The organism is Streptomyces sp. WMMB303, assembly GCF_029351045.1.
Lineage (GTDB): Bacteria > Actinomycetota > Actinomycetes > Streptomycetales > Streptomycetaceae > Streptomyces.
Map to the genome: position 1 here is coordinate 300,171 of NZ_JARKIN010000001.1, position 24,708 is coordinate 324,878.

21 protein-coding genes and 2 pseudogenes are annotated in these 24,708 nt (G+C 72.6%); 11 read left to right on the forward strand and 12 right to left on the reverse strand.

The features are described 5' to 3' along the window. Positions 1-55: 55 nt before the first annotated feature. Positions 56-286: a 4-oxalocrotonate tautomerase family protein gene (locus tag P2424_RS01415; RefSeq protein WP_276473978.1), complete on the reverse strand. Its 231-nt coding sequence runs from the start codon at positions 284-286 to the stop codon at positions 56-58. Positions 287-480: 194 nt separating this feature from the next. After that, entirely contained in the window at positions 481-1,263 is a 783-nt protein-coding gene (locus P2424_RS01420; protein WP_276473979.1) for an SDR family oxidoreductase, read from the reverse strand. A 158-nt stretch (positions 1,264-1,421) separates the two neighbouring features. Between P2424_RS01420 and P2424_RS01425 the strand changes: the two genes are divergently transcribed. Beyond that, positions 1,422-2,327 (forward strand): helix-turn-helix transcriptional regulator, encoded by a 906-nt coding sequence (locus P2424_RS01425; RefSeq protein ID WP_276473980.1) that lies wholly within the window; start codon positions 1,422-1,424, stop codon positions 2,325-2,327. Between the two features lie 371 nt (positions 2,328-2,698). Further along, positions 2,699-2,857 (forward strand): annotated as a pseudogene (locus tag P2424_RS01430) (MFS transporter); the annotation flags it as partial. A 181-nt stretch (positions 2,858-3,038) separates the two neighbouring features. Here the strand turns inward: P2424_RS01430 and P2424_RS01435 are convergent. After that, positions 3,039-3,956: an NADP-dependent oxidoreductase gene (locus P2424_RS01435; RefSeq protein ID WP_276478778.1), complete on the reverse strand. Its 918-nt coding sequence runs from the start codon at positions 3,954-3,956 to the stop codon at positions 3,039-3,041. Positions 3,957-4,126: 170 nt separating this feature from the next. Next, entirely contained in the window at positions 4,127-4,933 is an 807-nt protein-coding gene (locus P2424_RS01440; RefSeq protein ID WP_276473981.1) for an SGNH/GDSL hydrolase family protein, read from the reverse strand. A gap of 215 nt (positions 4,934-5,148) precedes the next feature. Here P2424_RS01440 and P2424_RS01445 point away from each other — a divergent pair, with 215 nt between their 5' ends. The 3 genes from P2424_RS01445 (at position 5,149) to P2424_RS01455 (ending at position 6,790) form a co-directional block, all read left to right on the forward strand. Next, positions 5,149-5,868, forward strand: coding sequence for a spermidine synthase (locus tag P2424_RS01445; RefSeq protein WP_276473982.1), 720 nt, complete (start codon positions 5,149-5,151; stop codon positions 5,866-5,868). A gap of 146 nt (positions 5,869-6,014) precedes the next feature. Beyond that, positions 6,015-6,209: a DUF1059 domain-containing protein gene (locus P2424_RS01450; RefSeq protein ID WP_276473983.1), complete on the forward strand. Its 195-nt coding sequence runs from the start codon at positions 6,015-6,017 to the stop codon at positions 6,207-6,209. A 275-nt stretch (positions 6,210-6,484) separates the two neighbouring features. Next, on the forward strand, positions 6,485-6,790 hold the full coding sequence (locus P2424_RS01455; protein ID WP_276473984.1) for a hypothetical protein: 306 nt from the start codon (positions 6,485-6,487) through the stop codon (positions 6,788-6,790). 265 nt (positions 6,791-7,055) lie between these two features. On the opposite strand, the gene P2424_RS01460 is transcribed toward P2424_RS01455, so the two are convergent. Both P2424_RS01460 and P2424_RS01465 read right to left on the reverse strand, forming a co-directional pair. Next, a complete protein-coding gene (locus P2424_RS01460) occupies positions 7,056-8,033 on the reverse strand; it encodes a DUF5996 family protein (RefSeq protein WP_276473985.1) in 978 nt (325 codons plus the stop codon). Between the two features lie 153 nt (positions 8,034-8,186). Continuing rightward, positions 8,187-9,302, reverse strand: a complete 1,116-nt coding sequence (locus P2424_RS01465) for a LacI family DNA-binding transcriptional regulator (RefSeq protein ID WP_276473986.1) — start codon at positions 9,300-9,302, stop codon at positions 8,187-8,189. A 269-nt stretch (positions 9,303-9,571) separates the two neighbouring features. On the opposite strand from P2424_RS01465, the gene P2424_RS01470 reads away from it, so the two are divergent. The 4 genes from P2424_RS01470 to P2424_RS01485 all read left to right on the forward strand — a co-directional run bounded on the left by P2424_RS01470 (position 9,572) and on the right by P2424_RS01485 (position 14,384). Next, positions 9,572-10,900 (forward strand): extracellular solute-binding protein, encoded by a 1,329-nt coding sequence (locus tag P2424_RS01470; RefSeq protein WP_276473987.1) that lies wholly within the window; start codon positions 9,572-9,574, stop codon positions 10,898-10,900. After that, entirely contained in the window at positions 10,881-11,876 is a 996-nt protein-coding gene (locus tag P2424_RS01475) for a sugar ABC transporter permease (RefSeq protein WP_276473988.1), read from the forward strand. Before P2424_RS01470 ends, P2424_RS01475 begins: the two co-directional genes overlap by 20 nt. A gap of 10 nt (positions 11,877-11,886) precedes the next feature. Next, a complete protein-coding gene (locus P2424_RS01480; RefSeq protein ID WP_276473989.1) occupies positions 11,887-12,783 on the forward strand; it encodes a carbohydrate ABC transporter permease in 897 nt (298 codons plus the stop codon). Between the two features lie 158 nt (positions 12,784-12,941). Then, positions 12,942-14,384, forward strand: a complete 1,443-nt coding sequence (locus P2424_RS01485) for a GH1 family beta-glucosidase (RefSeq protein ID WP_276473990.1) — start codon at positions 12,942-12,944, stop codon at positions 14,382-14,384. Between the two features lie 81 nt (positions 14,385-14,465). On the opposite strand, the gene P2424_RS01490 is transcribed toward P2424_RS01485, so the two are convergent. Then, positions 14,466-15,371 (reverse strand): phosphatidylinositol-specific phospholipase C, encoded by a 906-nt coding sequence (locus tag P2424_RS01490; protein WP_276473991.1) that lies wholly within the window; start codon positions 15,369-15,371, stop codon positions 14,466-14,468. Positions 15,372-15,646: 275 nt separating this feature from the next. Between P2424_RS01490 and P2424_RS01495 the strand changes: the two genes are divergently transcribed. Next, complete coding sequence (locus P2424_RS01495; protein ID WP_276473992.1) at positions 15,647-17,257, forward strand: MFS transporter; 1,611 nt, start codon at positions 15,647-15,649, stop codon at positions 17,255-17,257. 283 nt (positions 17,258-17,540) lie between these two features. Then, positions 17,541-19,507 (forward strand): annotated as a pseudogene (locus P2424_RS01500) (serine hydrolase). Here P2424_RS01500 and phzG read toward each other — a convergent pair. From phzG to P2424_RS01525, 5 genes are all read right to left on the reverse strand, one after another. After that, positions 19,496-20,140, reverse strand: a complete 645-nt coding sequence (gene phzG / locus P2424_RS01505; protein ID WP_276473993.1) for a phenazine biosynthesis FMN-dependent oxidase PhzG — start codon at positions 20,138-20,140, stop codon at positions 19,496-19,498. The pseudogene P2424_RS01500 and the gene phzG sit on opposite strands and share 12 nt — an antisense overlap. 73 nt (positions 20,141-20,213) lie before the next feature. After that, positions 20,214-21,101, reverse strand: a complete 888-nt coding sequence (locus P2424_RS01510; protein WP_276473994.1) for a PhzF family phenazine biosynthesis protein — start codon at positions 21,099-21,101, stop codon at positions 20,214-20,216. A gap of 82 nt (positions 21,102-21,183) precedes the next feature. Further along, positions 21,184-23,217: an anthranilate synthase family protein gene (locus tag P2424_RS01515; RefSeq protein WP_276473995.1), complete on the reverse strand. Its 2,034-nt coding sequence runs from the start codon at positions 23,215-23,217 to the stop codon at positions 21,184-21,186. Continuing rightward, positions 23,214-23,849: an isochorismatase family protein gene (locus P2424_RS01520; protein ID WP_276473996.1), complete on the reverse strand. Its 636-nt coding sequence runs from the start codon at positions 23,847-23,849 to the stop codon at positions 23,214-23,216. Before P2424_RS01520 ends, P2424_RS01515 begins: the two co-directional genes overlap by 4 nt. Positions 23,850-24,047: 198 nt before the next feature. Then, on the reverse strand, positions 24,048-24,551 hold the full coding sequence (locus tag P2424_RS01525; RefSeq protein ID WP_276473997.1) for a PhzA/PhzB family protein: 504 nt from the start codon (positions 24,549-24,551) through the stop codon (positions 24,048-24,050). Between the last annotated feature and the right edge of the window lie 157 nt (positions 24,552-24,708).

Sequence of the window (24,708 nt, forward strand, 5' to 3'; positions counted from 1 at the left end):
TCCGGGCGGCCCTCGGTTTCCCGGTGCCGTGCCGGCCGGAGGAGTGCCGGTGCGGTCAGGCGTCGCCGCTGTTGGCGGGCGCCGCCTCGCCGAGCATGGCGAGGGTCAGCACATCGCCGGCGATGCCCCAGCCGCCGTCGGCGACCTCTTCGATGAGCACCATGGTGTTGTCGCGGGCACGCTCGCCGTAGATCTCGACGTACAGCTCGGTGGTGCGGGTGACGATCTGCTCCTTCTGCTTCGGGGTGAGGGTCTTCTCGGGGACCTTGAAGTTCGCGAAAGGCATGGCTGGTTGTTCCTTCTCTCAGTCGGGGGTCTACAGGGAGCTGCCTGCGGTGAGCAGGCTGTCCGGTCCGATGCGGCGGATGAAGCCGGCGCGGAGGCGGTCGGCGACCGGGGAGACGACTTCGCTGCCGTCTCGGCCGGGGTCTGTGGTGCGCGGAGGGCCTTTCGTGGATCGACGGGCCGGCTGCGGAAGGTTCAGATGATTCCGCCGTTGGCGCGGAGGACCTGTCCGTTGATCCAGCGGCCGGCCGGGGAGGCCAGGAACGCGACGACCTCGGCGATATCGGCCGGGGTACCGAGTCGCTCCAGCGGGGGCTGAGCGGCCAGCCGGGCGATGGTCTCCTCGTCCTTGCCGTCCAGGAACAGGTCCGTGGCCGTGGGCCCGGGCGCGACGGCGTTGGCGGTGACCTCCCGGCCCCGCAGCTCCCGGGCCAGGATCAGGGTCAGCGCCTCGACCGCACCCTTGCCGGCGGCATACGCGCCGTAGTCCGGGAAGGCCAGCCCGACCACGGACGTGGAGAAGGTCACGATCGCGCCTCCGGGGCGCACCCGACGGGCGGCCTGCTGGACGACGACGAACGTGCCGCGGACGTTGGTGCGGTGCAGGTCGTCCAGGACGGCCAGGTCCAGCTCGGCGATGGGTGCCATATGGGCCCGCCCGGCCGCGTGCACCACGACGTCGACGCCGCCGAACTCTGCTTCGGCCGCGTCGAACAGGGCCGCCACCGCGCGTTCGTCGGCGACGTCCGCCCGTACCGCGATCGCCCGGCCACCGTCGGTGCCGGCCTCCTGCACGGCGGCTTCGGCCTCGCCCTGGCTGCCGGCAAAGCCGACCACGACGGCATATCCGTCGGCGGCCAGCCGGCCGACGGTCCGGCGCCCGATGCCGCGCGAGCCGCCGGTGACGATCGCAACCCGGGGTGAGAGGGTGGGCTGGGCCGAGACAGCGGTCCCGTCGGGGGAAGTGGGGCCGGCCATAGCTGACTCCTGTGGTGGATGGGGGATCGGGCCATGCCTTGCCGTGGCCCTGCTGCGTCCTCCACGATCGGCCGGTCCCCCCTCCCCAGCCAGGGCTGCGTCTACCCGGGGGATGCCATCCCCTGGCTGAGTTCCGGCCCACCAGCGACCATGGAGGGGTGAACCTTCCGGAACTGGGCGCCTTTCTCAGGACACGCCGCGACCGCATCCGACCCGCCGAGGTCGGTCTCCCCCACGGCCCGCGGCGGCGCGTCCCCGGGCTGCGCCGCGAGGAAGTCGCGCAGCTGGCAGGGCTGTCAGCCGACTACTACACCGAGCTGGAACGCGGCAGCACGAAGAACGGGGCGCAGCCGTCGGCTCAGACCCTGGCCGCCCTCGCCCGAGCCCTGCGCCTGAACGGCGACGAGCGCGACCACCTGTTCCATCTGGCCGAACGGCCGATCCCACCGTCCGTACACGGACCGTCGGCACACGTGCAGCCCGCGCTCCTCGGGCTTCTGGACCGGCTGTCCAACACCCCGGCACGCGTCATCACCGACCTGCACGAAACCCTGGTGGAAAACGAACTGGCCCTGACTCTGCTCGGCAAGTCCCCGGCACACCGCGGTCCGACGGCGAGCTTCGTGTACCGCTGGTTCACCGACCCGCAGTCGCGCGAGATCTACCCGCCCGAAGACCACCCGCAGCACTCCCGGGTGTTCGTGGCCGACCTCCAGGCAGCGGCCGCCCGGCGGGGCCGGGATATGGAGGTCAGGAAGATGGTCGCCGTGCTGCGCCGCCGCAGCCAGGAATTCGCGGCCCTCTGGGACACCCACGACGTCGCGGTGCGCCGCATGGACCACAAGAGGATCGTCCATCCCCTGCTCGGCGTCATCGAACTCGACTGCTACAACCTCCTGAGCGAGGACGGACGGCAACGCCTGCTGTGGTTCACCGCCCCGCCCGGAAGTCCTGGAGCCGAGCAGTTGGAACTGCTGTCTGTCGTGGGAACGCAGGAGCTGAGCGACGCGGAGAGCATGGCACCGAAGAGGTCGTCAGCGGCGGAATCCGGAGCGCAGCGCTGACCCGGCCGATGGACGCCGGCGCCGAACCGGTCCATTCCCGGGCCTCGACGTGCCGAATCCTCTCCGCCGCCGGCGGCGACCTCAGCCTCCCCCGGTCGCTCCCGTCACGCCGGACTCCCCGGTTGACCTCGCCACAAGGTGCCGCATAGCGTGCTCGGCGCATGCGACCCGGCCCACCTCGCACAGGTGTCCGAGCCGCGACCGTAAGCGTTAACGTCAACCAACGCGTCTCTTCTGCCTGCTCGAACGGCCGAGGTGGCGCGACGGCGTACGCCGGACGGGGCCCACCGGCCGAGAACGGAGAACGGCCGGTGCCCACCGAACCACCTCGTCAGGACGATCCGGAGACCGGGCCCGCGGCCACGGGCGGGTTGCCGACGCCGGAGCCCGTTCCCGCGGCGGAACCCGAGCCCAGCAGCGGACTGCGGCGGCTGCGCCGGTTCGCCGTCGACACGACGCCGCTGCGCACGGCCCCCTTCCGGCGCCTGTGGTCCTCGACGGTGGTCACCGCGATCGGCAGCCAGCTCACGGAGTGTCTCGTCCCGGTCGTACCCGGCGGCGAGCCGGAGGGCACCCGGCCGGCCGCGCGCCGTCCCGGTCGACGGTCAGCAGCCGGGAACCAGCGCGTCGAGGATCCGCTCCGGTGCAGGAGCGGTGTCGCAGTCGACCGGCGGGAAGGGGAAACCCGCGACTCCAGCGGGGTCGCTGACGTCACGGCGTCACGATGATTTTCCCGTGCACATGGCCCGACCGGCTGAGTTCGAACGCGTCGGCCAGCCGGGCGAGCGGGAACACCTCGGCCACCCGCACGGTCAGCCGGCCCTCGTCGGCCCATCCGGCCAGGACCGCCAGATCGGCGCCGCTGGGGCGTACCCACATCCACTGGCCGCCCTTCTCCAGCACCGTGTTGTCCGCGATGGAGGCGTGCCTGCCGCCGTCGGCCAGGACTTCCAGCGTGGTGTCCAGGACGCCGCCGACGAAGTCGGCGACCACGTCGGCCCCCTCCGGCGCGACGGCCCTGACCCGCTCGGTGAGGCCATCGCCGTAGGCGACCGGCTCGGCGCCGAGCGCGCGCAGCCGGTCGTGGTTGGCCGGAGAGGCCGTACCGATGACACGTGCGCCGAGCGCGAGGGCGATCTGCACCCCGAGCGACCCCACTCCCCCGGACGCGTTGTGGATCAGCACCGTCTCGCCCTCCCGGGTGCCGAGCCGGGTGAGTGTCTGGTACGCCGTGAGCCCGGCCAGCGGCAGGCCGGCCGCCTGCTGCCAGGACAGCGTGCTCGGGCGGCGGGCCAGACAGCGCACCGGCACGGTGACGAACTCGGCGAACGTGCCGCCGTGCACGTAGTCCTTGCGGGCGTAGGCCATCACCTCGTCGCCCGCGGAGAACTCGGGCACGTCGATACCGACCCGTTCGACGACCCCCGCGACGTCCCAGCCCGGCACGACGGGGAAAACGGCGTCCATCATGCCCTCGAGACCGCCCGCCATGATCTTCCAGTCCACGGGATTGACCGCTGCGCAGCGCACCCGGACCAGCACCTCCCCCGGCCCGACCTTGGGCAGCGGCTCCCGGGTCGCGGACAGCACCTCCGGACCGCCGAACCGGTCGTAGGTCATCGCGTGCATCGTCTCGGCGTCGGAGTCACCGTTGGTCATGGTCACCGCTCCCTTTCGCTCGTTTCCGGTGGGTACGGGGTGCGTACCGGGACCCAGGAGTACCCCGGTGTCCCGTACTCCACTTCTGACCCGGTGCGCTGATCCGCACACCCGCCGCTCCCCGTCGCGGCGGGTGCGGGCTACCGGTCCGAGGTGTACAGGGGCAGGAGGTCGGGCCGCTTGGCCTGAATATGATCACCGGAGGACTCGCCGCGCAGCCTGCGTCCGATCCACGGGAGCAGGTGCTGGCGGGCCCAGTAGAGGTCCTCCCGCCGCGAGCCGGGCGTGACAGCGGCCTGCGGCCACGGCGCGTCGGAGCGGGTGGACGGGTGGTGGCCCAGCACTTCGGCGCAGCGTGCGGCGACCCGCCGGTGCCCCTCGGGGGACAGGTGCAGGCGGTCCTCGTCCCACGCCCTGCGGTCCTGGACCGCCCGCAGCGACCACAGGTCGAGCACCGGGCAGCCGTGCCGGTCGGCGATCGCGCGCAGGTGGCCGTTGTACGTCGCGATCCTGCCGCGCAGATGGCGCAGCAGGGGGAACTCGCGGGTGTCGAAGCCCGTGCAGACCACCACGGTGCCGACGGCCGGGAGGAGGTCGGTCAGCGCGGACTCGTACCGGGCGGCGAGGGCGTCGGGGTCGGAGCCGGGGCGCAGGACATCGTTCCCTCCGGCGCAGAACGTCACCAGGTCGGGGGCGAGTTCCGCGGCCCGGGGCACCTGCTCCGCGACGATCTGGTCGAGCAGTCGGCCGCGTACGGCCAGGTTGGCGTAGCGGAAGGCGCGCGGGTCCCGCTCGGCCAGGAGCGCGGCGAGCCGGTCGGCCCATCCGACGAAGACTCCGTCGCTCCCAGGGTCGCCGACCCCTTCGGTGAAACTGTCCCCGATCGCCGTGTAGGAGGCGATAGGGAATGCCGTATCCGATGACCACTTTCCTGCCGCACCTGTCACGATATGCATTCCATCAGGACGGACAGTCGCGCGCACAAGCGGGGTCCGGTCGCCGGGCACCCGCCGTACGCGTCATGCGCGCGTGGTCGGCTCCGATGCGAAAAGGGCGCACGACAGGAGGCCCGTGCCGGTCGAACCTGCTCCGGTGGCGGTTCGGGTGGGATCACGGGAGTGGATGATCTCGATCGACCCTCCGGCGGGGATAGGTTTGCCCGATGAGCGCGCGATTCGAAGAGCTCGACTGGCAGCCGACGGACCTGGGGGAGATCAGTCTGCGGCGCCGCCGCGACCCCTCCTCCGGAGCGGACGTGTACGAGGTCAAGCTCGATGACGACTTCCTCATGTCCAGTCTCTTCACCGAAGGAGAGGTCGCACTCGCCCGGCTCGGCCTGGCCGCGGCACCCGGGCAGGAGCTGGACGTCGTCGTGGGCGGACTCGGCCTGGGCTGGACGGCCGAGGCCGCGTCCCGGGACCCGCGGGTGCGCTCACTCCTGGTGGTCGAGGCGCTCGAGGCTGTGATCGGGTGGCACGAGCGGGAGCTGGTACCGGCGGGCGCCCGGCTGGCCCCGGACGCCCGGTGCCGCCTGGTGCACGGCGACTTCTTCGCACTCGCGGAGGACCGGGGCTTCGACCCCGACTCCGCGCACCGGCGCTTCCACGCCGTCCTGCTGGACATCGACCACTCCCCGCGGCATGTTCTGCGGCCCGGCAACGCGGCACTGTACGAGCCCGCCGGCCTGCGTCGGCTGGCCCGCCACCTGCACCCCGACGGGGTGTTCGGGCTGTGGTCCGACGACCCGCCGGACGAGCGCTTCCTCTCCGCCCTGGGCGAGGTCTTCGAGGAGGCCGAGGCACACACCGTCCGGTTCGACAATCCGGTGCTGGGCGGCACCTCGGCCAACACCGTCTACGTGTCCCGCGCTCCACAGCCGTGACGCACCGTCCCGGTCCCGGCCCGTCCGCGGGGGCGGGTGGGCGCCCGCTCCCGGCCGGTACCGAAGGGGTTTGCCTGCCGCGGTCCGCCGCGCGACGCTGGAGACGAAAGGTATCCGGCACCCGGCTTCGAAGGAAGGTGCCTGTGATGCGCAAGGTTGCGGACTGCAGGGATTACCCGAGCGAATCGAACTGCACCCTCACCATCGCCGGGGAGGAGGACGAGGTGGTCCGGGCAGCGGCCGAGCACGCGGCTTCCGTCCACGGTCACACCGACACCCCGGAGCTGCGCGAAGAGGTGCGCAAGATGCTCAAGGACGAGAGGACGCCGCAAGCGGCCTGAGCGTCCGCTCGCGTACAGCCCGCCGTCGGGCCCGTCCATCGGATCACCGAAGGCGCTGGCCAGTGCCCACCGCCCGCCGGGCCCCTGGCGGGCCGACGGGGCGGTGACGATGGTCCGCCGTCCCTTCGCTCGTGCCGCCTTTCGCTGCGCTCGGCGCAGCCCGGTACCTCGCACCGGCACCGGCACGACGGCGGGATCGGGCGAAGCCCGGCGGTAGGGAGAGCGTCAGCCGTGGCCGCGCGCCGGCCCCGAACGAGGGCGCGTACGCTGGACATATGTCTGACCCGAAACAATCCGAGCTCGACACCCTGTACGCGGACGCCGACGCAGGTGTGCAGGAGGCTCGGCAGCGCGTGCGTGACGCGTCGGCCGGCAAGGACAGCGCCAGGCTGGACACCGCGCTGGACGAGTTGGAGGCCGCACTGGCGCACCGAGAGGCGGCACGGCTCCGGACGCGGGAAGACGCCTGGATCCTCACCGCGCTCGGCGCGGCCAATGCCATCGACCCGGAGTTCCACGGATCCGACGCGCCGCAGTCGTCCGACGCGGACTCCGGCGGGGAGTCCCCGCTCGCCGGCTGAGGCCTCCGGCGCCCACCGTGCTGCTCGAATCCGTGCGGCCGCACCGGCCTGAACCGAGCAGGTCCCGGTTGCGGTTGGGGCGGCGGCCTGTCCGAGACGGGGGCCTCGGGGCAGTCAGCGCCGGAGCGGGATGCCGCGGGGACAAGCCGGGCGGCACCGGTTCGGTGGCAGGCACCCGGCGCGGATGGAACCCGTCCGGCGCGGGGGCACCTGGCGGTTCCTCCGCGCCGGACGGGAGCTGTGAAGCCCCGCACCGGGCGACGGGTCAGCCGGACCGCGCCTGTAGGGACATCGATCGTTCCCGCGCGTCCCAGCGGTGCGGATCGTCCTCGAGTTCGGCCCGGTTCCAGTCGCCGTGCACGGCCGCCGCCTCATAGGTGCTCTGCAGGAAGTCGGTCAGCACCCGGTCGGGCTCGGGGTCGGTGCGGACCACTTCGTACGGGAGCAGGAACTGGCCGTTCTGCTCGCTGTAGAACGCACCGCCGGGAAGCACCGGATGGTCCCGGAAGCCGTCCGGCTCCGGGTAGGCGTAGGCGTAGAACGCCCCTTCCGCCCCGCCGCCCGGCCAGAAGCCGCAGCTGCTCAACTCCCGTGAGTAGCCCTCCAGCATCACCCAGTCCCCGCAGTGCGGCGCACCGCCCGGGTGGGGCGGGGCCGAGCGGCCCGAGAACCGGGTGCAGGCCAGGTCCATGGCGCCCCAGAAGAAGTGCACGGGGCTGACCTTGCCCACGAAGCGCGACCGGAACTGCCCCAGGACGCGCTGTGCTTGGAGGAGCTGGCGCCAGAAGAGCTGAGCGGCCTCCGGGTCGTAGGACGCGTGCACGGTGTCCTCGGGGAACGGAATCGCCTGCTCCACCTCGTTGGGCCGTGGTTGTATCGGTGTGCGGACCCCCACCTCGTGCAGGGCGCGCATCGTCTCCTCGTAGAACTGCGCGACCGGTTTGGCCTCCAGACGTACTCGGCGTGCGGCTCCGTCGCTGGTGCGGATCCGCAGCGAGTGGTCGACGAAGTCGAATTCGATGTCGAACGCTCCGGTGCCGTGCGGGATCGTGGAGGTCGTGAGCCCGCTCGGGGTGACGTAGAGCGTCACCTGCCACCAGTGGTTGACCAGGGGCGCGTGGGCCAGCCGGATCTTGCCGATGATCTGGGTCCACATGTGGAGCGTGTCCCGCGTCCCGGTCCAGTCCGCCACCCGGAGCCGGGGCCACGCGCCGCGGCTGTGCGACGTCGTCAGCTCTGCCATCGCCACCTCCTCGCCGGGGTTCGGCGTTCTCCCCCGATGGTGGGCCCGGTCCGGCGGGGCCACAACTCGGGGGTGCGCGTCACTCCGCCCGGTGTCCGGCTCGCCGGGGCCGGCCGCGCCGCGGTGGCCGGGGCACCGGCGTCGCGGCGGGGTTCAGGAGGAGCGACGCCGGACCAGTTCGGTGGGGAGCACCAAGCGGGGCTGCTGCTCGGCCCCGGCGGCGCCGGGCGAGGTGCGCGGGGGGCCCTCCTGGGCGCGCGCCATCAGGTCCAGCAGCATCCGGACCATGGCGCGCCCCATCTCCTCGATGGGCTGCCGCACGGTGGTCAGCGGCGGATCCATGTGCCGTGCGACGGCCGAGTCGTCGAACCCGACGAGGGCCACGTCCTCGGGAACCTCGCGCCCTGCTTCGCGCAGCGCCAGCCGGGCTCCGGCGGCCATCACGTCCGAGGCGCAGAAGACCGCGTCCACCTCCGGGTCCCGGGCCAGCAGTTCCCGCATGGCGCGGTGCCCGCCCTCCTCGGTGAAGTCGCCCTGTACGACCAGGGGGCCGTCCGCGCGGAGGGGGCCGTCCTCCGGGTCAGGCGGCGGGGCGCCCTCCCGTCCGGCCGCGCGGAGCGCCGCGTGGTAGCCGGCCAGGCGGCAGCGGGCCCCGTAGATGTCCGGCGGCCCGGTGATGGTGGCGACCTTCCGCCGCCCGCGGCCGATCAGGTGCTCGACGGCGAGCTGCGCGCCGAGGAGGTTGTCGGAGTCGACGTAGGGCAGTTGCTCGGCGTGGGAGCGGCGGCCGCTGAGCACGGCGGGCATGCCGACCTCCCGCAGCAGGTCCGGCAGCGGATCGTCGCCGTGTACGGACACCAGCAGGACGCCGTCCACCCGGTGCGCCGCGGCGTACTGGGCGAAGCGCTCGCGTCCGCGCTGATCGCGGATGAGGGTCAGCAGGAGTTGCATGTCCGTGTCGCCGAGTTCGGCGCTGACCCCGCGCAGGATCTCGGAGAAGTAGGGCTCGGCGAACAGGCGGTTCTCCTGCTCCGGGACGACGAGCGCGATGGCGTCCATGCTCCCGGCCGCCAGTGCCCGCGCGGCGCGGTTGGGCACGTAGCCCAGTTCCGCCACGGCGGCCTGGACCGCGCTGCGGGTGCGTTCGCTGACCCGGGGTGAGCCGTTGATGACGCGGGAGGCGGTGCCCCGCCCGACGCCCGCACGCGCGGCGACCTGTTCCAGGGTCGGCCCGGATTTCCCGGCACCGTCCGCGCGGGCTGCTGGCATGGACGCGTCCTCCTTGTTCCCGGGTCCTGGGGCGCCCGGCCCACCTCCTGAGGGGCGGCCGGCGCACCGCCGTGCGGCAGGCCCCCCGTGGGCCGGCCCCACGTGTCGGGCCCATTCAACTACATCCGGCCGCTCCCGCACTCAGGGAGCGCTCCCTTGCCGGATCCCTTGACGTGGCTCTGTTCCTCACACATGCTGCAACGCATCGATGGGAGCGCTCCCATTACGGCGCTTCCCGCTTTCGCAGGTCCGGGAGGGACGGCACAGCCATGCGTACGACCAGGAAGAGAACCACGGGGCGACCGCTGCGCAGCGGGCCCCTCGCCTGCGGCCTGGCGGCCGTACTGGGGGCGGGCGCGCTGACCGGGTGCGCCCAGGACAGCGGCGGCTCCGGCGGCGAAGACGGCAGGACCACCCTCTCGGTCGGGGTGTTCGGGGTCTTCGGCTACAAGCAGGCCGGCCTCTACGACGAGTACGAGAAGCTCCACCCGGACATCCGGATCAAGGAGAACTCCACCGAGCGCAACGAAAACTACTACCCGGCCCTGCTCAACCACCTGACGGCCAACAGCGGGCTGAGCGACATCCAGGCCGTCGAGGTCGACAACATCAACGAGGTCGCCGGGCTGCACGCGGACAAACTCGTCGACATGGCGAAGGTCGAGGGGGTACGCAGGTCCGACTGGCTCGAGTGGAAGTGGAACCAGGCCAAGGCCGACAGCGGCCAGGTCGTGGGCCTGGGCACGGACATCGGCCCGATGGGGGTCTGCTACCGCAAGGACCTGTTCGCGAAGGCCGGACTGCCCACCGACCGCAAGGAGGTGGGCAAGCTGTGGCAGGGCGACTGGTCCAAGTACGTCGACGCCGGTGAGAAGTACACGAAGTCCGCACCCGAAGGCACCGCCTTCATGGACGGCGCCGCCGGCCTCTACAACGGCGCGGTCTCCAGCTATCCGGTCAAGTACTACAACGCCGGCGGCAAGCTCATCTACAAGAAGAGCGAGGGCGTCCGGGAATCCTGGGACCTGGCCATGCGCGCGATCAAGGGCGACATGACCGGCAAGCTCAAACAGTTCGACAAGGAGTGGGACCAGGGCTACGCCAACGGGGACTTCGCCAGCGTGGTCTGCCCGCCCTGGATGCTCGGCTACATCAAGGAGAAGGCCGGGGACAAGGGCGCGGGCAAGTGGGACGTGGCCGCGGCGCCCAGGCCCGCGAACTGGGGCGGCTCGTTCCTGACCGTCCCCAAGGGCGGCAAGCACCGGAAGGAGGCCGTCGAGCTGGCCACGTGGCTGACCGCACCCGAGCAGCAGGCCAAACTGTTCGAGAAGCAGGCCAGCTTCCCCAGTTCGCAGGCGGCCTACGCGCTGCCCGAGGTCAAGGGCGCCGAGCACCCGTACTTCGACGACGCGCCGATCGGGCGGATCTTCTCCGAGGCAGCCGAGGGCATCCCCACCACTCCGCTCGGGCCGAAGGACCAGATGATCAAGACGACCATCTCCGACATCGGCATCCTCCAGGTGGAGCAGCAGGGCAAGAAGCCCCGGGAGGGCTGGGACGCCGCGGTGAAGAAGATCGATGACGTCGTCGAGGACTGAGCCGCTCCCCCGCGTGCGGGAGGCCGGGCGCCCCGTCCCGGCGGACGGCGGCCGCGAGCGCTCCCAGGAGCGACGGGGTCGGCGGCGCCACCGGTGGGACGCCCGGTTCAGCCCCTACGCGTTCGTCGCGCCGTTCTTCGTGTTCTTCGCGGCGTTCGGCCTCTTCCCGCTCCTGTACACGGGCTGGGCCTCGCTGCACAAGGTCTCGCTGCACGACCCGACCCGGATGGAGTGGGTCGGCCTGCACAACTTCTCCAGGCTGCTGGAGGACGACTTCTTCTGGAACGCGCTGCGCAACACCCTGACCATCGGCGTCCTGTCCACCGTGCCACAGCTCCTGATGGCCCTGGGCCTGGCCCATCTGCTCAACTACCGGCTGCGCGGGTCCACCTTCTTCCGCGTCGCGATGCTCACGCCCTACGCCACCTCGGTGGCCGCCGCCACGCTGGTGTTCACGATGCTCTTCGGCCGCGACTACGGGATGATCAACTGGGGTCTCGGGCTGGTCGGCATCGAGCACATCGACTGGGAGAACGGCACCTGGACCTCCCAACTGGCCGTCTCCTCCATCGTCGTGTGGCGGTGGACGGGCTACAACGCGCTGATCTACCTGGCCGCCATGCAGGCCGTCCCGGACGACCTGTACGAGTCCGCGGCACTGGACGGGGCCAACCGGTGGCAGCAGTTCCTGCACGTCACGATTCCCGCGCTGCGACCGACGATCCTGTTCACAGTGGTCGTCTCCACCATCGGCGCAACCCAGCTGTTCGGGGAACCGCTGCTGTTCGGCGGCTCGCAGACCGGCGGCGGTTCGCACCAGTACCAGACGCTGGGGCTCTACCTCTACGAGCAGGGCTGGTTCGACTTCCAGCTCGGCCGGGCCTCCGCCATCGCCTGGACGATGTTCCTGCTCCTCATCGTGATCGGCCTGGTCAACTGGCTGATCGCGCGACGCCTCAACAGCACCGGCAAGTGAAGGGATGGACATGCTGCCGACGACGGCCCGGCGCCGCGCCCGCGGAGCGGGCACCGGGGCGGCCCCCCGCAGGGCAGGCAGTGCCGGACGGCACCTGCACGCGGGCCGGCTGACCTACGGCATCCTGCTGCTCTTCACCGCCGGTTCGCTCTTCCCGCTGATCTGGACGGCGATCGCCGCCTCCCGGAACAACCAGCGGCTGGCCGAGACGCCGCCGCCGTTCTGGTTCGGCGGCAATCTGTTCAGCAACATGGCCACGGCCTGGCAGGACGCGAACATGGGCAAGGCGCTGCTGAACACCACCTTCGTGGCCGGCAGCATCGCCCTGAGCACGGTCGTGTTCGCCACCCTGGCCGGATACGCCTTCGCCAAGCTCCGCTTCCGCGCGAAGAACGCGCTGCTGATGGCGGTGATCGGCACGATGATGGTGCCGCCGCAGCTCAGCGTGGTGCCGCTGTTCATGGCGATCGCCGAACTGGAGTGGACCAACCAGCTCCAGGCCGTGATCCTGCCGATGATGGTCAACGCCTTCGGCGTCTTCTTCATGCGCCAGTACCTGGTCAACGCGCTGCCGACGGAGCTGATCGAGGCCGCACGCGTGGACGGTGCGCACAGCCTGCGCGTCGTCTGGCACGTGGTCTTCCCCGTGGCCCGGCCCGCGATGGCCGTACTGGGGATGCTGACCTTCGTACTGGCCTGGAACGAGTTCTTCTGGCCCATCATCGCGCTGACCCAGGACAACCCCACCGTGCAGGTAGCGCTGACCGGCCTGGGGCGCGGATACATCCCCGACGAGTCGGTCATCATGGCCGGCGCCCTGCTGGGGACTCTGCCGCTGCTGCTCGCCTTCACCGTGTTCGGCAAGCAGATCGTCGGCGGCGTCATGCAGGGGGCGGTCAAAGGCTGACCCGAGCCGTGCGCGACGGGCCGTGGGACCCGGCCGCACGGGCCGGAGCCGTGCGGGAGGCCGTGTGGGGCGGCCTCCCGCACGGCTCCCCCACCCCGAACCACCCGCATCACCACGAGTCAGGGCACAGCCGTGCCCGCAACCCTGGGAGCGCTCCTATGACATCCGTGCAGGCCGGTTCCGCACCGGACACCACCGCTCCGCTCCGCTTCCCGAGCGGCTTCCTGTGGGGCGCCGCCACCTCCGCGTACCAGATCGAAGGCGCCGTGCGGGAGGACGGGCGGACCCCGTCCATCTGGGACACCTACTCCCACACGCCCGGCAGGGTGGCCGGCGGCGACACCGGGGACGTGGCCTGCGACCACTACCACCGCTACCGGGAGGACGTGGCGCTGATGGCCGAACTGGGCCTGGGCGCCTACCGGTTCTCCGTCTCCTGGCCGCGGGTCCAGCCCACCGGGCGCGGCCCCGCCGCCCAGCGCGGGCTCGACTTCTACCGGGCGCTGGCCGACGAGCTCCTCGACGCGGGCATCACCCCGCTGCTCACCCTCTACCACTGGGACCTGCCGCAGGAGCTGGAGGACGAGGGCGGCTGGCCGGCGCGGGAGACCGCGTACCGCTTCGCGGAGTACGCGGGCCTGGTCGCCGAGGCGCTCGGCGACCGGGTGGAGATGTGGACCACGCTCAACGAACCGTGGTGCAGCGCGTTCCTCGGCTACGGGTCCGGGGTGCACGCGCCGGGCCGCACCGACCCGGTCGACGCGCTGCGGGCGGCGCACCACCTCAACCTCGGACACGGGCTGGCCGTCCAGGCGCTGCGTGCGGCCCTCCCCGACCGCGCCCGGGTCAGTGTGAGCCTGAACCCGGCGGCCGTGCGCCCGCGCACCGGCACCCCGGCCGACCGGGACGCGGCCCGCCGCATCGACGCGCTGGCCACCCGGGTCTTCACCGGGCCGATGCTGCACGGCAGATACGACATGGACCTGCTGGAGGACACGGCCCGGCTCACCGACTGGTCCTTCGTCCGGGACGGCGACCCGGACCTCGCCCACCAGCCGCTCGACGGGATCTGCCTGAACTACTACACGCCGACCGTCGTCTCCGCCGCCCCGGCCGGCACCGAGCCCGAGCGCAACGACGGACACGGCGGCAGCGCGCACTCCCCCTGGCCGGGCGCCGACCGGGTCGCCTTCCACCAGCCGCCGGGCAGCCGCACGGCGATGGGCTGGAGCATCGACCCCGGCGGTCTGACCGAGCTGCTGCTCCGCTTCCACCGGGAGGCGCCCGGGACGCCGCTGTACGTGACCGAGAACGGGGCCTGTTACCCCGACGCGCCGGACGCCGACGGCCGGTTCCACGACCCGGAGCGGCTCAGCTATCTCCAGCGCCATCTGCGGGCCGTGCACCGCGCCCTGGAGGAAGGCGCCGATGTGCGCGGTTACTTCACCTGGTCGCTGCTGGACAACTTCGAGTGGGCCTGGGGCTACGACAAGCGCTTCGGCCTGGTGCACGTCGACTACCCGACCCAACGCCGCACCCCCAGGTCCAGCGCCGCCTGGTACGCGCGGGTGGCCCGCTCGGGGGAGCTGCCGCCGGAGTGACCCCGCAGCCGGGTGGCGGCCCGCCCGGTCCCGTCCGCGGGGAGCGCCGGCCAGGGGCCGCCGCTCCCCGCGGGGCCGGGCTCAGCTCGTCGGGTTGTGCGCGAGGACGGCTTCGAGGAGCCCCGGCTCGGACTGGGGGAAGTCCATCGGAATGATGCCGAGGCCGGCAGCCCCGGCCATTCCGGAGCCGTTGAGGAACTTTTTCACCTGCGGGTTGAGCCGGTCCGCGTTCCAGGCGGGCGGCAGGCCGGCGGCCGTGCTCGTGAAGTTGACGTACCAGGGGCCGGGTTCGGCCGCGGCCTGGCGGAACTGGTCGGTGATCCTGTCGTACTTGGCGAACGGCTCGGCCCGGTAGTCGTCCTGGACGTCGAAGAGCTCCGGGTCGGCCCAGCGGATGCCGGGCAGACCGCCGTTGTCGGCGAGGACCACGACCTTGCCGCGCGCCTCGCCCAGGGTGGGCGGCGTGCTGTCGAGCCGCAGCAGGGAGCGCCATCCCTTCTCGTCCAGGTACACCTCGAAGATCCGGCGGAACTCCTCGTCGCCGACCGAGGAGTACTCCTGCTTCACCCGCATCAGGATCGTCTCGCCGGGGTGCGCGGCGAGGAAGTCGCGGCAGGCTATGAGCACATCACCGAACATCAGGTGCTGGTAGAACGCGCCGTGGTGGATGGCGAACACCCCGTCGATGGCCCGGCAGCGCACGTCCAGGAACCGGATACCGGCTTCCAATTGCTCGCTGATCAGCGTGTCCTGGCACTCCACCCAGGCGCCACCGTACCGCGCTCCCGAGTCGTGGCTGCCGGGGATGGTCAGTGAGCGCAGCGGGGTGGCGGCCGGCAGCGGCGCCATCCAGTCCGGCGGGGCGGCCCGCCGCCGGGAGCGCGCCCGCGCTCCGCTCTGCGCCACGGCGACGCCGCCGGCCGCGGAGGCCAGCATCCCGGCCGTCGGCAGTACGGCCGCGCTCCTGAGAAATCCCCGCCTGTCCATGTACGAAATCCCCCGTCGGTCCGTGTCGATCTCCTCGATATCCGCGCACATCATGGTCGAGCGCGCAGGGCGGCGGAAGGGCGCCTCGGGAGCGGTGACCGTTCACCGGCCCTTCTGTGACGGGCTCACGACATCCGGCCGGGGCGTCCGCAGCCACCCGCCCCGCCGGGCACCGCGGGGCACGGCCGGCTGCCGGGGCGCCTGACCGGGAACTGCCGCCACCCGCCGTACGATCGCCGGGACGGCAGGCGGGGACGGGAGTCGGGAGAGGGACCATGGAGGCGCACCAGGACAACGCACCCGGAGCCGTCCCCTTCCGGTCGGCCACCGGCCGGTGGGTGCTCGTGGCGACCGTCCTGGGCTCGGCCATGGGCTTCCTCGACGCGACCGTCGTCAACGTGGCGCTGCCCGTGATCGGGCGGGACATCGGTGCCGGTGTGTCGGATCTCCAGTGGGTCCTCGACAGTTATCTGCTCACGCTCGCCGCGCTCATCCTGCTCGGCGGCTCGCTCGCCGACCGCTACGGGCGCAGACGGGTGTTCACCCTCGGAGTGGCCTGCTTCATGATCCCCTCCGTACTGTGCGCGCTGGCGCCGACCGCCGGGATCCTCATCCTGGCCAGGGCGTTGCAGGGCGTCGGTGCCGCGCTGCTCACCCCCGGCAGCCTGGCCATCATCCAGTCGACCTACCGCTCCGCCGACCGTCCCGCCGCGATCGGCGCCTGGTCCGCGCTCACCGGGGTGGCCTCGGCACTCGGCCCGATCGTCGGTGGCTACCTCATCGACGCCTTCTCCTGGCGGTGGATCTTCCTCATCAACGTCCCGATCGGGCTCCTCGTCATCGCCGTCACCGCCCGCCGGGTCCCGGAGAGCCGCGACCCCGCCGCGACGGGACGACTGGACGTGTCCGGCGCGGGACTGGCGACCCTGGGGCTGGGCGGGGTCACCTACGCACTGATCGAGGGGCCGCGCGGTGAGTCGCCCGGCTGGCTCACCGCCGCCGCTCTCGTCCTCGGCCTCGCCGCCCTCGCCGGGTTCGCCCACACCGAGCGCCATGCGCCCAGCCCCATGCTGCCCCCGGGCGTCTTCACGGCGCCCCAGTTCCTCAGCGCGAATGCGGTCACCTTCGTGGTGTACTCCGCGCTGGGCGGCGTCTTCTTCCTGCTCGTGGTCTTCCTGCAGACCTCCCTCGGCTACACACCGCTGTACGCGGGCGCGGCGTCCCTGCCGGTGACCCTGCTGATGCTCGCGCTCTCCTCCCGGGCCGGGGCGCTGGCCCAGCGCATCGGCCCGCGCATCCCGCTGACGGTCGGGCCGATGCTGCTGGCGGCCGGCATGCTGCTGATGCTGCGGATCGAAGTGGGCGAGACCGGCGTGAGCGGCTATTCCGCTTCGGTGCTGCCCGCCGTTCTCGTCTTCGGTCTGGGCCTGGCCACCACGGTCGCGCCGGTGACCGCGACCGCCCTGGCAGCGGCCCCCGCGGAGCAGTCGGGCGTGGCCTCCGGCGTCAACAACGCCGTCTCCCGCGTGGCCCAACTCGCGGCCGTCGCCGCGCTGCCCGTGCTCGCCGGAATCAGCGGCAGCGACTTCCAGGACCCGCGCGCTCTCGCGGCCGGCTTCCGGAACGCCATGCTCATCACGGCGGGGCTCGCGGTGGCCGGCGGGCTCCTCGCCTTCGCAACGATCCGTCGCGACGTCCTGGCACCACCCTCGGCACCGGAAGCGGCCGCCGAGAAGCGCCCGCCGAAGCCGGCGGAGCCCTGCCCGTACGAGTGCCCGATGGCGGGCACGCCGCTCCGGCCGGCGCCGGCCCCGGCTCGGCGGAGCGATCCCCCGCCCGGCCCGGGGCCGTCGGACTCGGCACCGCCGGGCTCCGCATCGTCCTAGCGCATCGGGACTGCCCGGCCGTCTGCGAGGGCCAGGGTGGTCTCGGCCGGTCCGGCGGTGTCCTGGGCGCCGCCCGGCGGACGTGCGTACCCTTCCCGAGACCGGTGCCCGTGGGTACCCGGCACCCGCGGCGTTGCAGCCCTCGGAGCCACCGCACCTTGGCCTCCCCTCAGTGCACTCGGCCACACCCGGATGCCCTCCGGTGCCCGGCTGTGGAGCGCGACGCGCGTAAGTTCGTCGGCGCGGAACCGTCTCTGACAGCGGTGAGGCCGAGGAGAGCTGCATGCGGGCTGCTGCCTACGCCGTCCTTCCGGCGAGTGTGCTCGTCGTACTGGCCGGGCTGCTCGGGGCCGTACCGCCCCCGGCTGCGAGCGACGGCCGGGAGGCGGGGCCGCCTCCCGGTGTCAGCAGGGGGTTCGACCGGCCGACGCGGGGATTCGCGCCTGCCGGCACCGTGCTCAGGCGGGCGGCCCCCACGCGGGTGGGACTCGGTCCCGGGCCGGTCGAGGAGTTCCTGCGCCGACTGCCGGACTGGACCGACCCCGCGAGCGGCGCGGAGTATCTGTTCCCCGGAGCCACGGCGCTGCTCGCGCACGACGGCGCGGTCGTCGCCCGGCGCGCGAGCGGCGACGCCGTCCGCTACACCGGACAGCGGGAGTTGCCGCCGCGCAGGCGGGTACCGGCCCGCACCGGCACCGTCTACGACGTCGCGTCCCTCACGAAGCTGTTCACCTCGATCGTCGCCCTGCAGCAGGTCGACGCCGGTCGCCTGCGAACGCACCCGTCGCCCGCTACCTTCCCGCGTTCGCAGCCCGGGGGAAGGGCGGCATCACCCTCCGGCAGTTGCTCACCCACACCTCGGGCCTGCCGGCCGAGCCCCGGCCACCGCTGTGGACGGTCGACGGCGGACCGCGGGCGCGCCGCCACTCGATCCTGCGGACCCGGCCGTCGGCCCGGCCGGGGGCCGCCTACCAGTACTCCGACATCAATATGATCAGCCTGCAACTGGTCCTGGAACGCGTGACCGGGCGAGGCCTGGAGGCACTCGTGCGGCGGGGCATCACCGAGCCACTGCGCATGCATGACACCGCCTACCGCCCGCCCGCGGCCCGGCGGCCGCGGATCGCCGCCACCTCGTTCAAGACCCGGCCGGCCCGGGGTCTGCTGCGGGGGTCGGTGCACGACGACAACGCCCGGTCCCTGGGGGGCGTGGCCGGGCACGCCGGACTCTTCTCCACCGTCGACGATCTGGCGGTGCTCGCCCAGACCCTGCTCAACGGCGGCACGTACCGGGGGCGGCGGATCCTCGCCCCGACCGCGGTCACGCTGCTGGGCAGGAACCACACGAGCCGCTTCCCGGGGGACGCCCATGGCCTGGGCTTCGAACTCGACCAGGCGTGGTACATGGGGGCCCTGTCCTCGCCGCGGACGCTGGGACACACCGGGTTCACCGGTACTTCGCTGGTGATCGACCCCCTGTCGCGCTCGTTCGCGATTCTGCTCACCAACCGGGTACACCCTCGCGACGAGACCCCGTCGATCAACCCGGCGCGGCGCGCACTCGCCCGGGCGCTGTCCCGGTCGCTTCCGGTACGGGCGCCGGGCGGCGGCCCCTCGTGGTTCGCCGGGCCGCCGGACGGCCCGCGGCGCGGTCTGAGGGAAGCCGGTGGCCGGAACGGCTTCCCGGAAACCGAGAGCACCCTGACGACCGGTCCGCTGCGGCTCCCCGCTCCGGACCGGGTCACCAGGCCACCGGACGGCCCAGCCCGACCGTACGGTGGGCGGAGGCCGCTGCGCGTCCGGTACGACGCCTTCGTGGACGTCGACGAAACCGACCGGTTCGTCATGGAATACAGCACGGACGGCGGCCGCACCTGGCGCGCCGTACCGGGCACGGCACGGTACGGGTACCACGGACGGCGCTGGCAGCGGGTGCACGCCCGGCTGCCGGCCGGCCCGTACCCCGCGGGCCTGCGGCTGCGCTGGCGGTACACCACCACCGGGGTCTCCGGCGGCCGGGGCGTGAACCTGGCGGGGGTGCGGGTGACCGACGCCACGCGCGTACTGTTCGACGGCGACTGCCCCGCCACCCGGCCGGCCGCGCACGGCTGGCGGCCGCTGCCTCCGCCCCGGCCGCCGGCGTACGCCTCCGGACTCGTCCCGGGCGGCACGGCCCTCGGCTGTCCCCGCGAGGCGCTGCCGGGGACCATCCACCGCCCCCGGCGCGGCCCCGCGCCGTCACGGCTGTAGACGGACCGCGCTCCAGCCCTCCGCAGCGCGGTCGTAGCGCAGCCGTTCGTGCAGGCGCCGGGTGCCGTCGGCCCAGAATTCGACGGAATCGGGGGCGATTTCGAAACCGACGTACGCGGCGGGACGCGGCTGGGGGCCCTGGCCGCCGGCTGTCTCGGCGCGGGCCCGCAGCCGCGCCACGTCCGTCAGATCGACGAGCGGCTCGCTCTGCCGGGAGGAGACGGTCATGGCGTGGGTGAACACCGGGCGGGCGGCCCACAAGGCGTCGCACTCGGGGTCGGAGAGCCTGCGGACAGGGCCCGCCAGGCTGATCTGCTGACCGGTCTCACGCCAGTACAGCAGGCCGGAGGCCCAGGGGTTGGCCCGCAGTTCGCGACCCTTGCGGCTGCCGTCGTGGGTGGCGAAGACGATGCCGGTGGCGGTCACCCGGTTCAGGACGACGGTCCGCAGCGAGGAGCGGCCCCCGGCGTCTGCGGTGGCCAGCGCCAGGGCCCGCGGCTCGCGTACGCCGTGCGCCTCCGCGGACTCCAGCCAGCCGCGCAGAAGCCCCAGCGGCTCGGCGGGCGGCGAGAGGTACTCGGGAAAGGTCACGTCGATCTCCCCGGTCAGGGTCTCCGACCTGCCAGTGGCCATGCCGTCTCTCTTCCCTGTCCGCCGCGCGATCGTCGCGCGGATGTCATCGGAGCGGGCCTCTCCGGCGCCGCGGTCACACATGCAGGCTGCCCTCCGCCACCAGCACCCCGGCGCCGCCCACGTCCACCGAGGCGGGGGAGCCGGCAGCCTCCACCGTCCCCTCGGCCCGGGCCAGCATCAGCGAGGGGCGGCCCATCTCGACGCCCTGGGTGATCCGGATCTGCCGGCCGTAGGGTGCCATGCCGTGCCGGGCCAGATGGACGGCCAGCGGTCCGGCCGCGGACCCGGTGGCGGCGTCCTCGGTGACACCGTAGGCGGGCGAGAACATCCGGGTGCGCCAGGAGCTCGCGCCCTCCTCGTCCGGCGCCGGGCGCCTCGTCTCCCCGCCGGGGTCGGGGGCGAAGCAGTTGGCGGCCAGGTCCTCGAAAGCGGCCAGAGCTCGGTGGTCGGGGCGGAGGGCGGACAGCGCGGCGACGCTCTCCAGGCCGACGAGGACGTGTCGGGGTCCGTTGTGGTAAATCTCCACGGGCAGCGTGGACTTCTGCACGCCGAGCGCGGTCAGCAGCTCTTCGGCACGCGCGAAGGGGCGCCAGGTGGGGACAGGTTGCCGCATCCGGGCGGCGACCACCCTGCCCTGCTTCCTTGTGAGGTCGAACGGGACGATGCCCATGGCCGTCTCCAGCCGTAACCGGTCCCCAGGACCGCGGGCCCCCAGCGCGATGGCCGTACCCAGCAGCGGGTGCCCGGCGAAAGGCAACTCGTTGACCGGGGTGAAGATGCGGATCCGGGCGTCACCACCGTGCCGGGGCCGGAGCACGAACGTGGTCTCCGACAGGTTCATCTCCCGGGCGATGCGCTGCATCGTGCGGGGTGACAGATCGTCGCTGCCGAAGAACACGGCCACAGGGTTGCCGAGCAGCGGCTGGTGGGCGAACGCGTCCACGACGACGTACGTGTGCATCGGGGGCCTCCGAGTGGTGGACGAAGAGGAGTGGCGCGGGCCGCGTCGCCGCGGGCTCCGGGCCGGAAGCCGAGGTGCCGGGTCACCGGCCGAGCGCGGCCCGCAGGGCGCGGCCCATGATGCCCGGGCCGTCCCGGGTGAGCACCGATTCGGCGTGGAACTGCATCGACGCGAACCGCGGCCCGCGCAGCGCGTGGATCTCCTGCGTCTCGGGATCCCGCGCCGCCTCCACCACGCCCACACCCTCGACATCGGTCTTGTCGTGCCGGGCGTGGGCGGCGAACGTGTTGTAGAAGCCGACCCGTTCACGGGCCCCGAACAGGTCGATCTCCCGCTGCACCCCCTGGTCCGGAGCGTCCCGGCGGACGAGCGGGAATCCGAGCCGGCGGCAGAGGGCCTGGTGGCTGAGGCAGACGGCGACGAAGGGACGCTGCCGCTCGAGCAGGCAGCCGATCGCCGCATGCAGACGGGCCGTCCTGGGGCACGAGAGATCCCGCGGGTCGCCGGGGCCCGGCCCCATCACGACCAGATCGTAGGCGTCGAACGCGGCCTCCTCGTCGTGGCGACGCACCCTCACCCGCAGGCCGAGAGCGCGCAACTGAAGGGCGATCATCGCCGTGAAGGTGTCTTCCATGTCGACGACCAGTACGCTCCGGCCGGCCAGCTCGGCAGCACCGTCGAAGCCGTGGGCGTCGGCGGGACCGGCGGCCGTGGACAAGCCGGGGGCGCCCACGTCGCGGGGGACGCCGCCCGCTCCCGGATGCCGCCCGGAGGGCGGCGTCCGGCAGGCTGCCGTCTCGTCCAGCCAGAAGTCCGCGAGCGGCTCGTTGCGCCGGTCCAGCGCGCCGCGCACGCTCGGATGGGCGGCGAAGGAACGGGCGGAGCCCGGTTCCAGGGCCGCGATGAGTCCTGCCGCCTTGGCACGGGTCTCGGCCGCCTCGGACGCCGGATCCGAGTGGCGGACGAGCGTGGCACCGACGCCGATGCGGACCTCCCCGGCGGCGTCGATGTCGGCGGTCCGGATGAGGATCGCGGAGTCCAGCGTCCTGCCGCCGCGCCCGTCCCGGCCGATCAGGGCCGCGACGCCGCTGTAGTAGCCGCGGCCCTGCCGCTCGTACCGGGAGATGACCCGGGCCGCGCTCTCCAGAGGACTCCCGGTCACGGTCGGCGCGAGCAGCGTCTCGTGCAGGATCTCGCGCACGCCCCGCGCTGTGTGCCCCTCGATGAAGTACTCGGTGTGGGCCAGTCGGGCCATCTCCTTCAGGTACGGCCCGGCAAGGCGACCGCCTTTTTCGCAGACCCGCGCCATCATCTTCAGCTCTTCGTCGACGACCATGTACAGCTCCTCGGCCTCCTTGCGGTCGGCGAGGAAGTCCAGGACCCCGGTGAGTTCCGGGCCCCCGGCCGGATAGCGGTAGGTGCCGCTGATCGGGTTCATCACCGCTGTGCCGTCGCGCAGGCTGATGTGCCGCTCCGGACTCGACCCCACCAGCGTGCGCTCCCCGGTGTGCACCAGGAAGGTCCAGTAGGCTCCCGACTCGCTCTCCAGGAGCCGGCGGAAGAAGGCCAGGGCGAGCTCGCCGGAGTAGTCGGTGAGGTCGGCGACGAAGTCACGCCGGATGACGAAGTTGGCTCCTTCCCCGCGCCCGATCACCTCGGTGACGACGCGGCGCACGGTGTCCGCGTACTCCGTGTCTCCGGGGACGAAGCGCTGATTGACCAGGGTGGTCGCCGTGCGCGGCAGCCGGGGCAGCGCCTCGGCGAGGGGAAGCGACTCCTGGCCGGTGACCGTCAGCGCGACGAGCGGCGTGGCGTCGTCGACGCAGGCGTAGCCGCGTTCGGCCAGCTGGCGGTACGGGATGAGCACGAGCGTCTCATGGCGGTCTCCTCCGCCCCCGGGAGCCGTGGCGGCCGCGGTGCCACCGGGCCACCCGCTGCTGTCGGGGCGCTCCTGGCCCGGGGGCTCCGGAAGCGGTATCCGCGCCAGCGTCGGAGGCGTGGAGACCGGCCCGGCGAGGACCTCCAGGCGGTCGGCGCCGGTGCCGGGCGAGCGGTGGAGGAGAGCGAACGGCGCGGACGGGTCGTCGAGCACCCGCTCGAACAGTCCGCCGCTCACGACGCGACCTCCGCGAGCAGCCGGTCGGCGGAGACGACCATGGCGCAGCGCTCCGCCGCGTAGGTGAGGGCCATCCGGTGCCGGTCCTGCGAGAAGTCGGCGACGGCATCGCCGACCAGAAACGTCCGGATGTCGTTCGCGTACGCCTCCATCGCCGTCGCCAGCACACCCACGTGCGCGTACACGCCGCACAGGATGAGCTGGTCGCGCCCGGCCGCGCGCATCCGCCGCAGCAGGGGCGAGCGGAAGAACGCGCTGTAGCGCCATTTGGTCAGCAGCCAGTCGCCCTCGGCGGGGGCCAGTTCCTCGGCCACCTGACGGTCTTCGGCCGAGGCGCGCATCCCAGGGCCCCAGAAGTCCATCAGCAGACCGCGGTCCCGGGCGCTCATCGCGCCGGGTTGGGTGGAGTAGGCGACGGGCACGCCGCGGGCTGCGCAGCGGGTGCGAACCCGTTCGGCGTTGCCGAGGAGTTCCGCACGCACGGTGCCGGGGAAGGGCGCGAGGAAGTACCGCTGCATGTCGTGGACGAGCAGCACCGCCCGGTCCGGGTCCACACTCCACGCGGCAGTGTTGTCCGGCAGCTCGTGGGAGGAGGGAAGCGGGTAGGACGCGATGGGCGGGATGCCTGCCATGAGCGGTGCCTTTCTGTCGCGCGGTGGTACTCCCCGCGGCTGCCGGTCCCGGGCACCGGGCACCGAGGCCCGCGGTGGGCCCGGGCCGCTCGAGCCGCGCCCTGGGGGGGGGCGGGTGGAGGTGCGGGATCGCGTCGGTCCGGCGGGAGCCCCGAGGGGTTCCCGGACGGTTCGCAGGGGTCTGAGCAGGCGGGACGGTCAGGTGGGGATGCCGTCCCGCCGGACCGTCGGCACCGGGATGCCCAGCGCGCGCAGTTGCTCGAACGGGTTCATGAACTCCCGGTTCTGCAGGATCTTCCCCCGGTCGTCGAAGCGGAACGAGTGGAGGAAGTGGTTCTCGTAGTACCCCTCCGGATAGCCCGGGAAATTGATCTTCCCGTGCCCGTCGCACTCGACCCAGAAGAAGCGCGGGTCCTGGGTCTCGAAGACCTGGATGTTGTACCACTCCCAGTCCGGGAAGCACTTCAGCGACCAGACGGCGTGCTCGGCCAGGCGAGCGCGCCCCGTGATCTCGATGGGGGCGCCGGTGTCGTTGGTCCACAGTCCCCCGCTGCCGTTCTCGGCGAACAGCTCGTGGCGGCGCAGCCGGTTCCGGCCCTTGGTGTGTTCCAGATACTTCTCGACCGTGGCGCGGTTGGCGCGGCGCTGCTCGGCCGCGTCGGCGAAGCCCTGTGCCGCAGTGCGGGCGGATGCGTCGGCCATGGAGTGCCTCCTTGCGGTACCGGTGAGGGTGGAGCGGGTACGGAGCGGCCGATCGTCCGCGAACGGACTCGGCCGAGACTTGACGCAGACATGACGGATAGTCGACGACGCTGACGTCCGATCGGCCACGCTTCCCCTCCTGCACCCCTCGACCACC

Coding starts and splice junctions, on each gene's coding strand:
- P2424_RS01470 (WP_276473987.1), top strand. CDS start 9,572: ATGCGTACGACCAGGAAGAGAACCACGGGGCGACCGCTGCGCAGCGGG.
- P2424_RS01490 (WP_276473991.1), bottom strand. CDS start 15,371: ATGGACAGGCGGGGATTTCTCAGGAGCGCGGCCGTACTGCCGACGGCC.
- phzG (WP_276473993.1), bottom strand. CDS start 20,140: ATGGCCACTGGCAGGTCGGAGACCCTGACCGGGGAGATCGACGTGACC.
- P2424_RS01485 (WP_276473990.1), top strand. CDS start 12,942: ATGACATCCGTGCAGGCCGGTTCCGCACCGGACACCACCGCTCCGCTC.
- P2424_RS01445 (WP_276473982.1), top strand. CDS start 5,149: ATGAGCGCGCGATTCGAAGAGCTCGACTGGCAGCCGACGGACCTGGGG.
- P2424_RS01510 (WP_276473994.1), bottom strand. CDS start 21,101: ATGCACACGTACGTCGTCGTGGACGCGTTCGCCCACCAGCCGCTGCTC.
- P2424_RS01420 (WP_276473979.1), bottom strand. CDS start 1,263: ATGGCCGGCCCCACTTCCCCCGACGGGACCGCTGTCTCGGCCCAGCCC.
- P2424_RS01525 (WP_276473997.1), bottom strand. CDS start 24,551: ATGGCCGACGCATCCGCCCGCACTGCGGCACAGGGCTTCGCCGACGCG.
- P2424_RS01465 (WP_276473986.1), bottom strand. CDS start 9,302: ATGCCAGCAGCCCGCGCGGACGGTGCCGGGAAATCCGGGCCGACCCTG.
- P2424_RS01455 (WP_276473984.1), top strand. CDS start 6,485: ATGTCTGACCCGAAACAATCCGAGCTCGACACCCTGTACGCGGACGCC.
- P2424_RS01495 (WP_276473992.1), top strand. CDS start 15,647: ATGGAGGCGCACCAGGACAACGCACCCGGAGCCGTCCCCTTCCGGTCG.
- P2424_RS01520 (WP_276473996.1), bottom strand. CDS start 23,849: ATGGCAGGCATCCCGCCCATCGCGTCCTACCCGCTTCCCTCCTCCCAC.
- P2424_RS01480 (WP_276473989.1), top strand. CDS start 11,887: ATGCTGCCGACGACGGCCCGGCGCCGCGCCCGCGGAGCGGGCACCGGG.
- P2424_RS01435 (WP_276478778.1), bottom strand. CDS start 3,956: ATGCACGCGATGACCTACGACCGGTTCGGCGGTCCGGAGGTGCTGTCC.
- P2424_RS01415 (WP_276473978.1), bottom strand. CDS start 286: ATGCCTTTCGCGAACTTCAAGGTCCCCGAGAAGACCCTCACCCCGAAG.
- P2424_RS01475 (WP_276473988.1), top strand. CDS start 10,881: ATGACGTCGTCGAGGACTGAGCCGCTCCCCCGCGTGCGGGAGGCCGGG.
- P2424_RS01450 (WP_276473983.1), top strand. CDS start 6,015: ATGCGCAAGGTTGCGGACTGCAGGGATTACCCGAGCGAATCGAACTGC.
- P2424_RS01460 (WP_276473985.1), bottom strand. CDS start 8,033: ATGGCAGAGCTGACGACGTCGCACAGCCGCGGCGCGTGGCCCCGGCTC.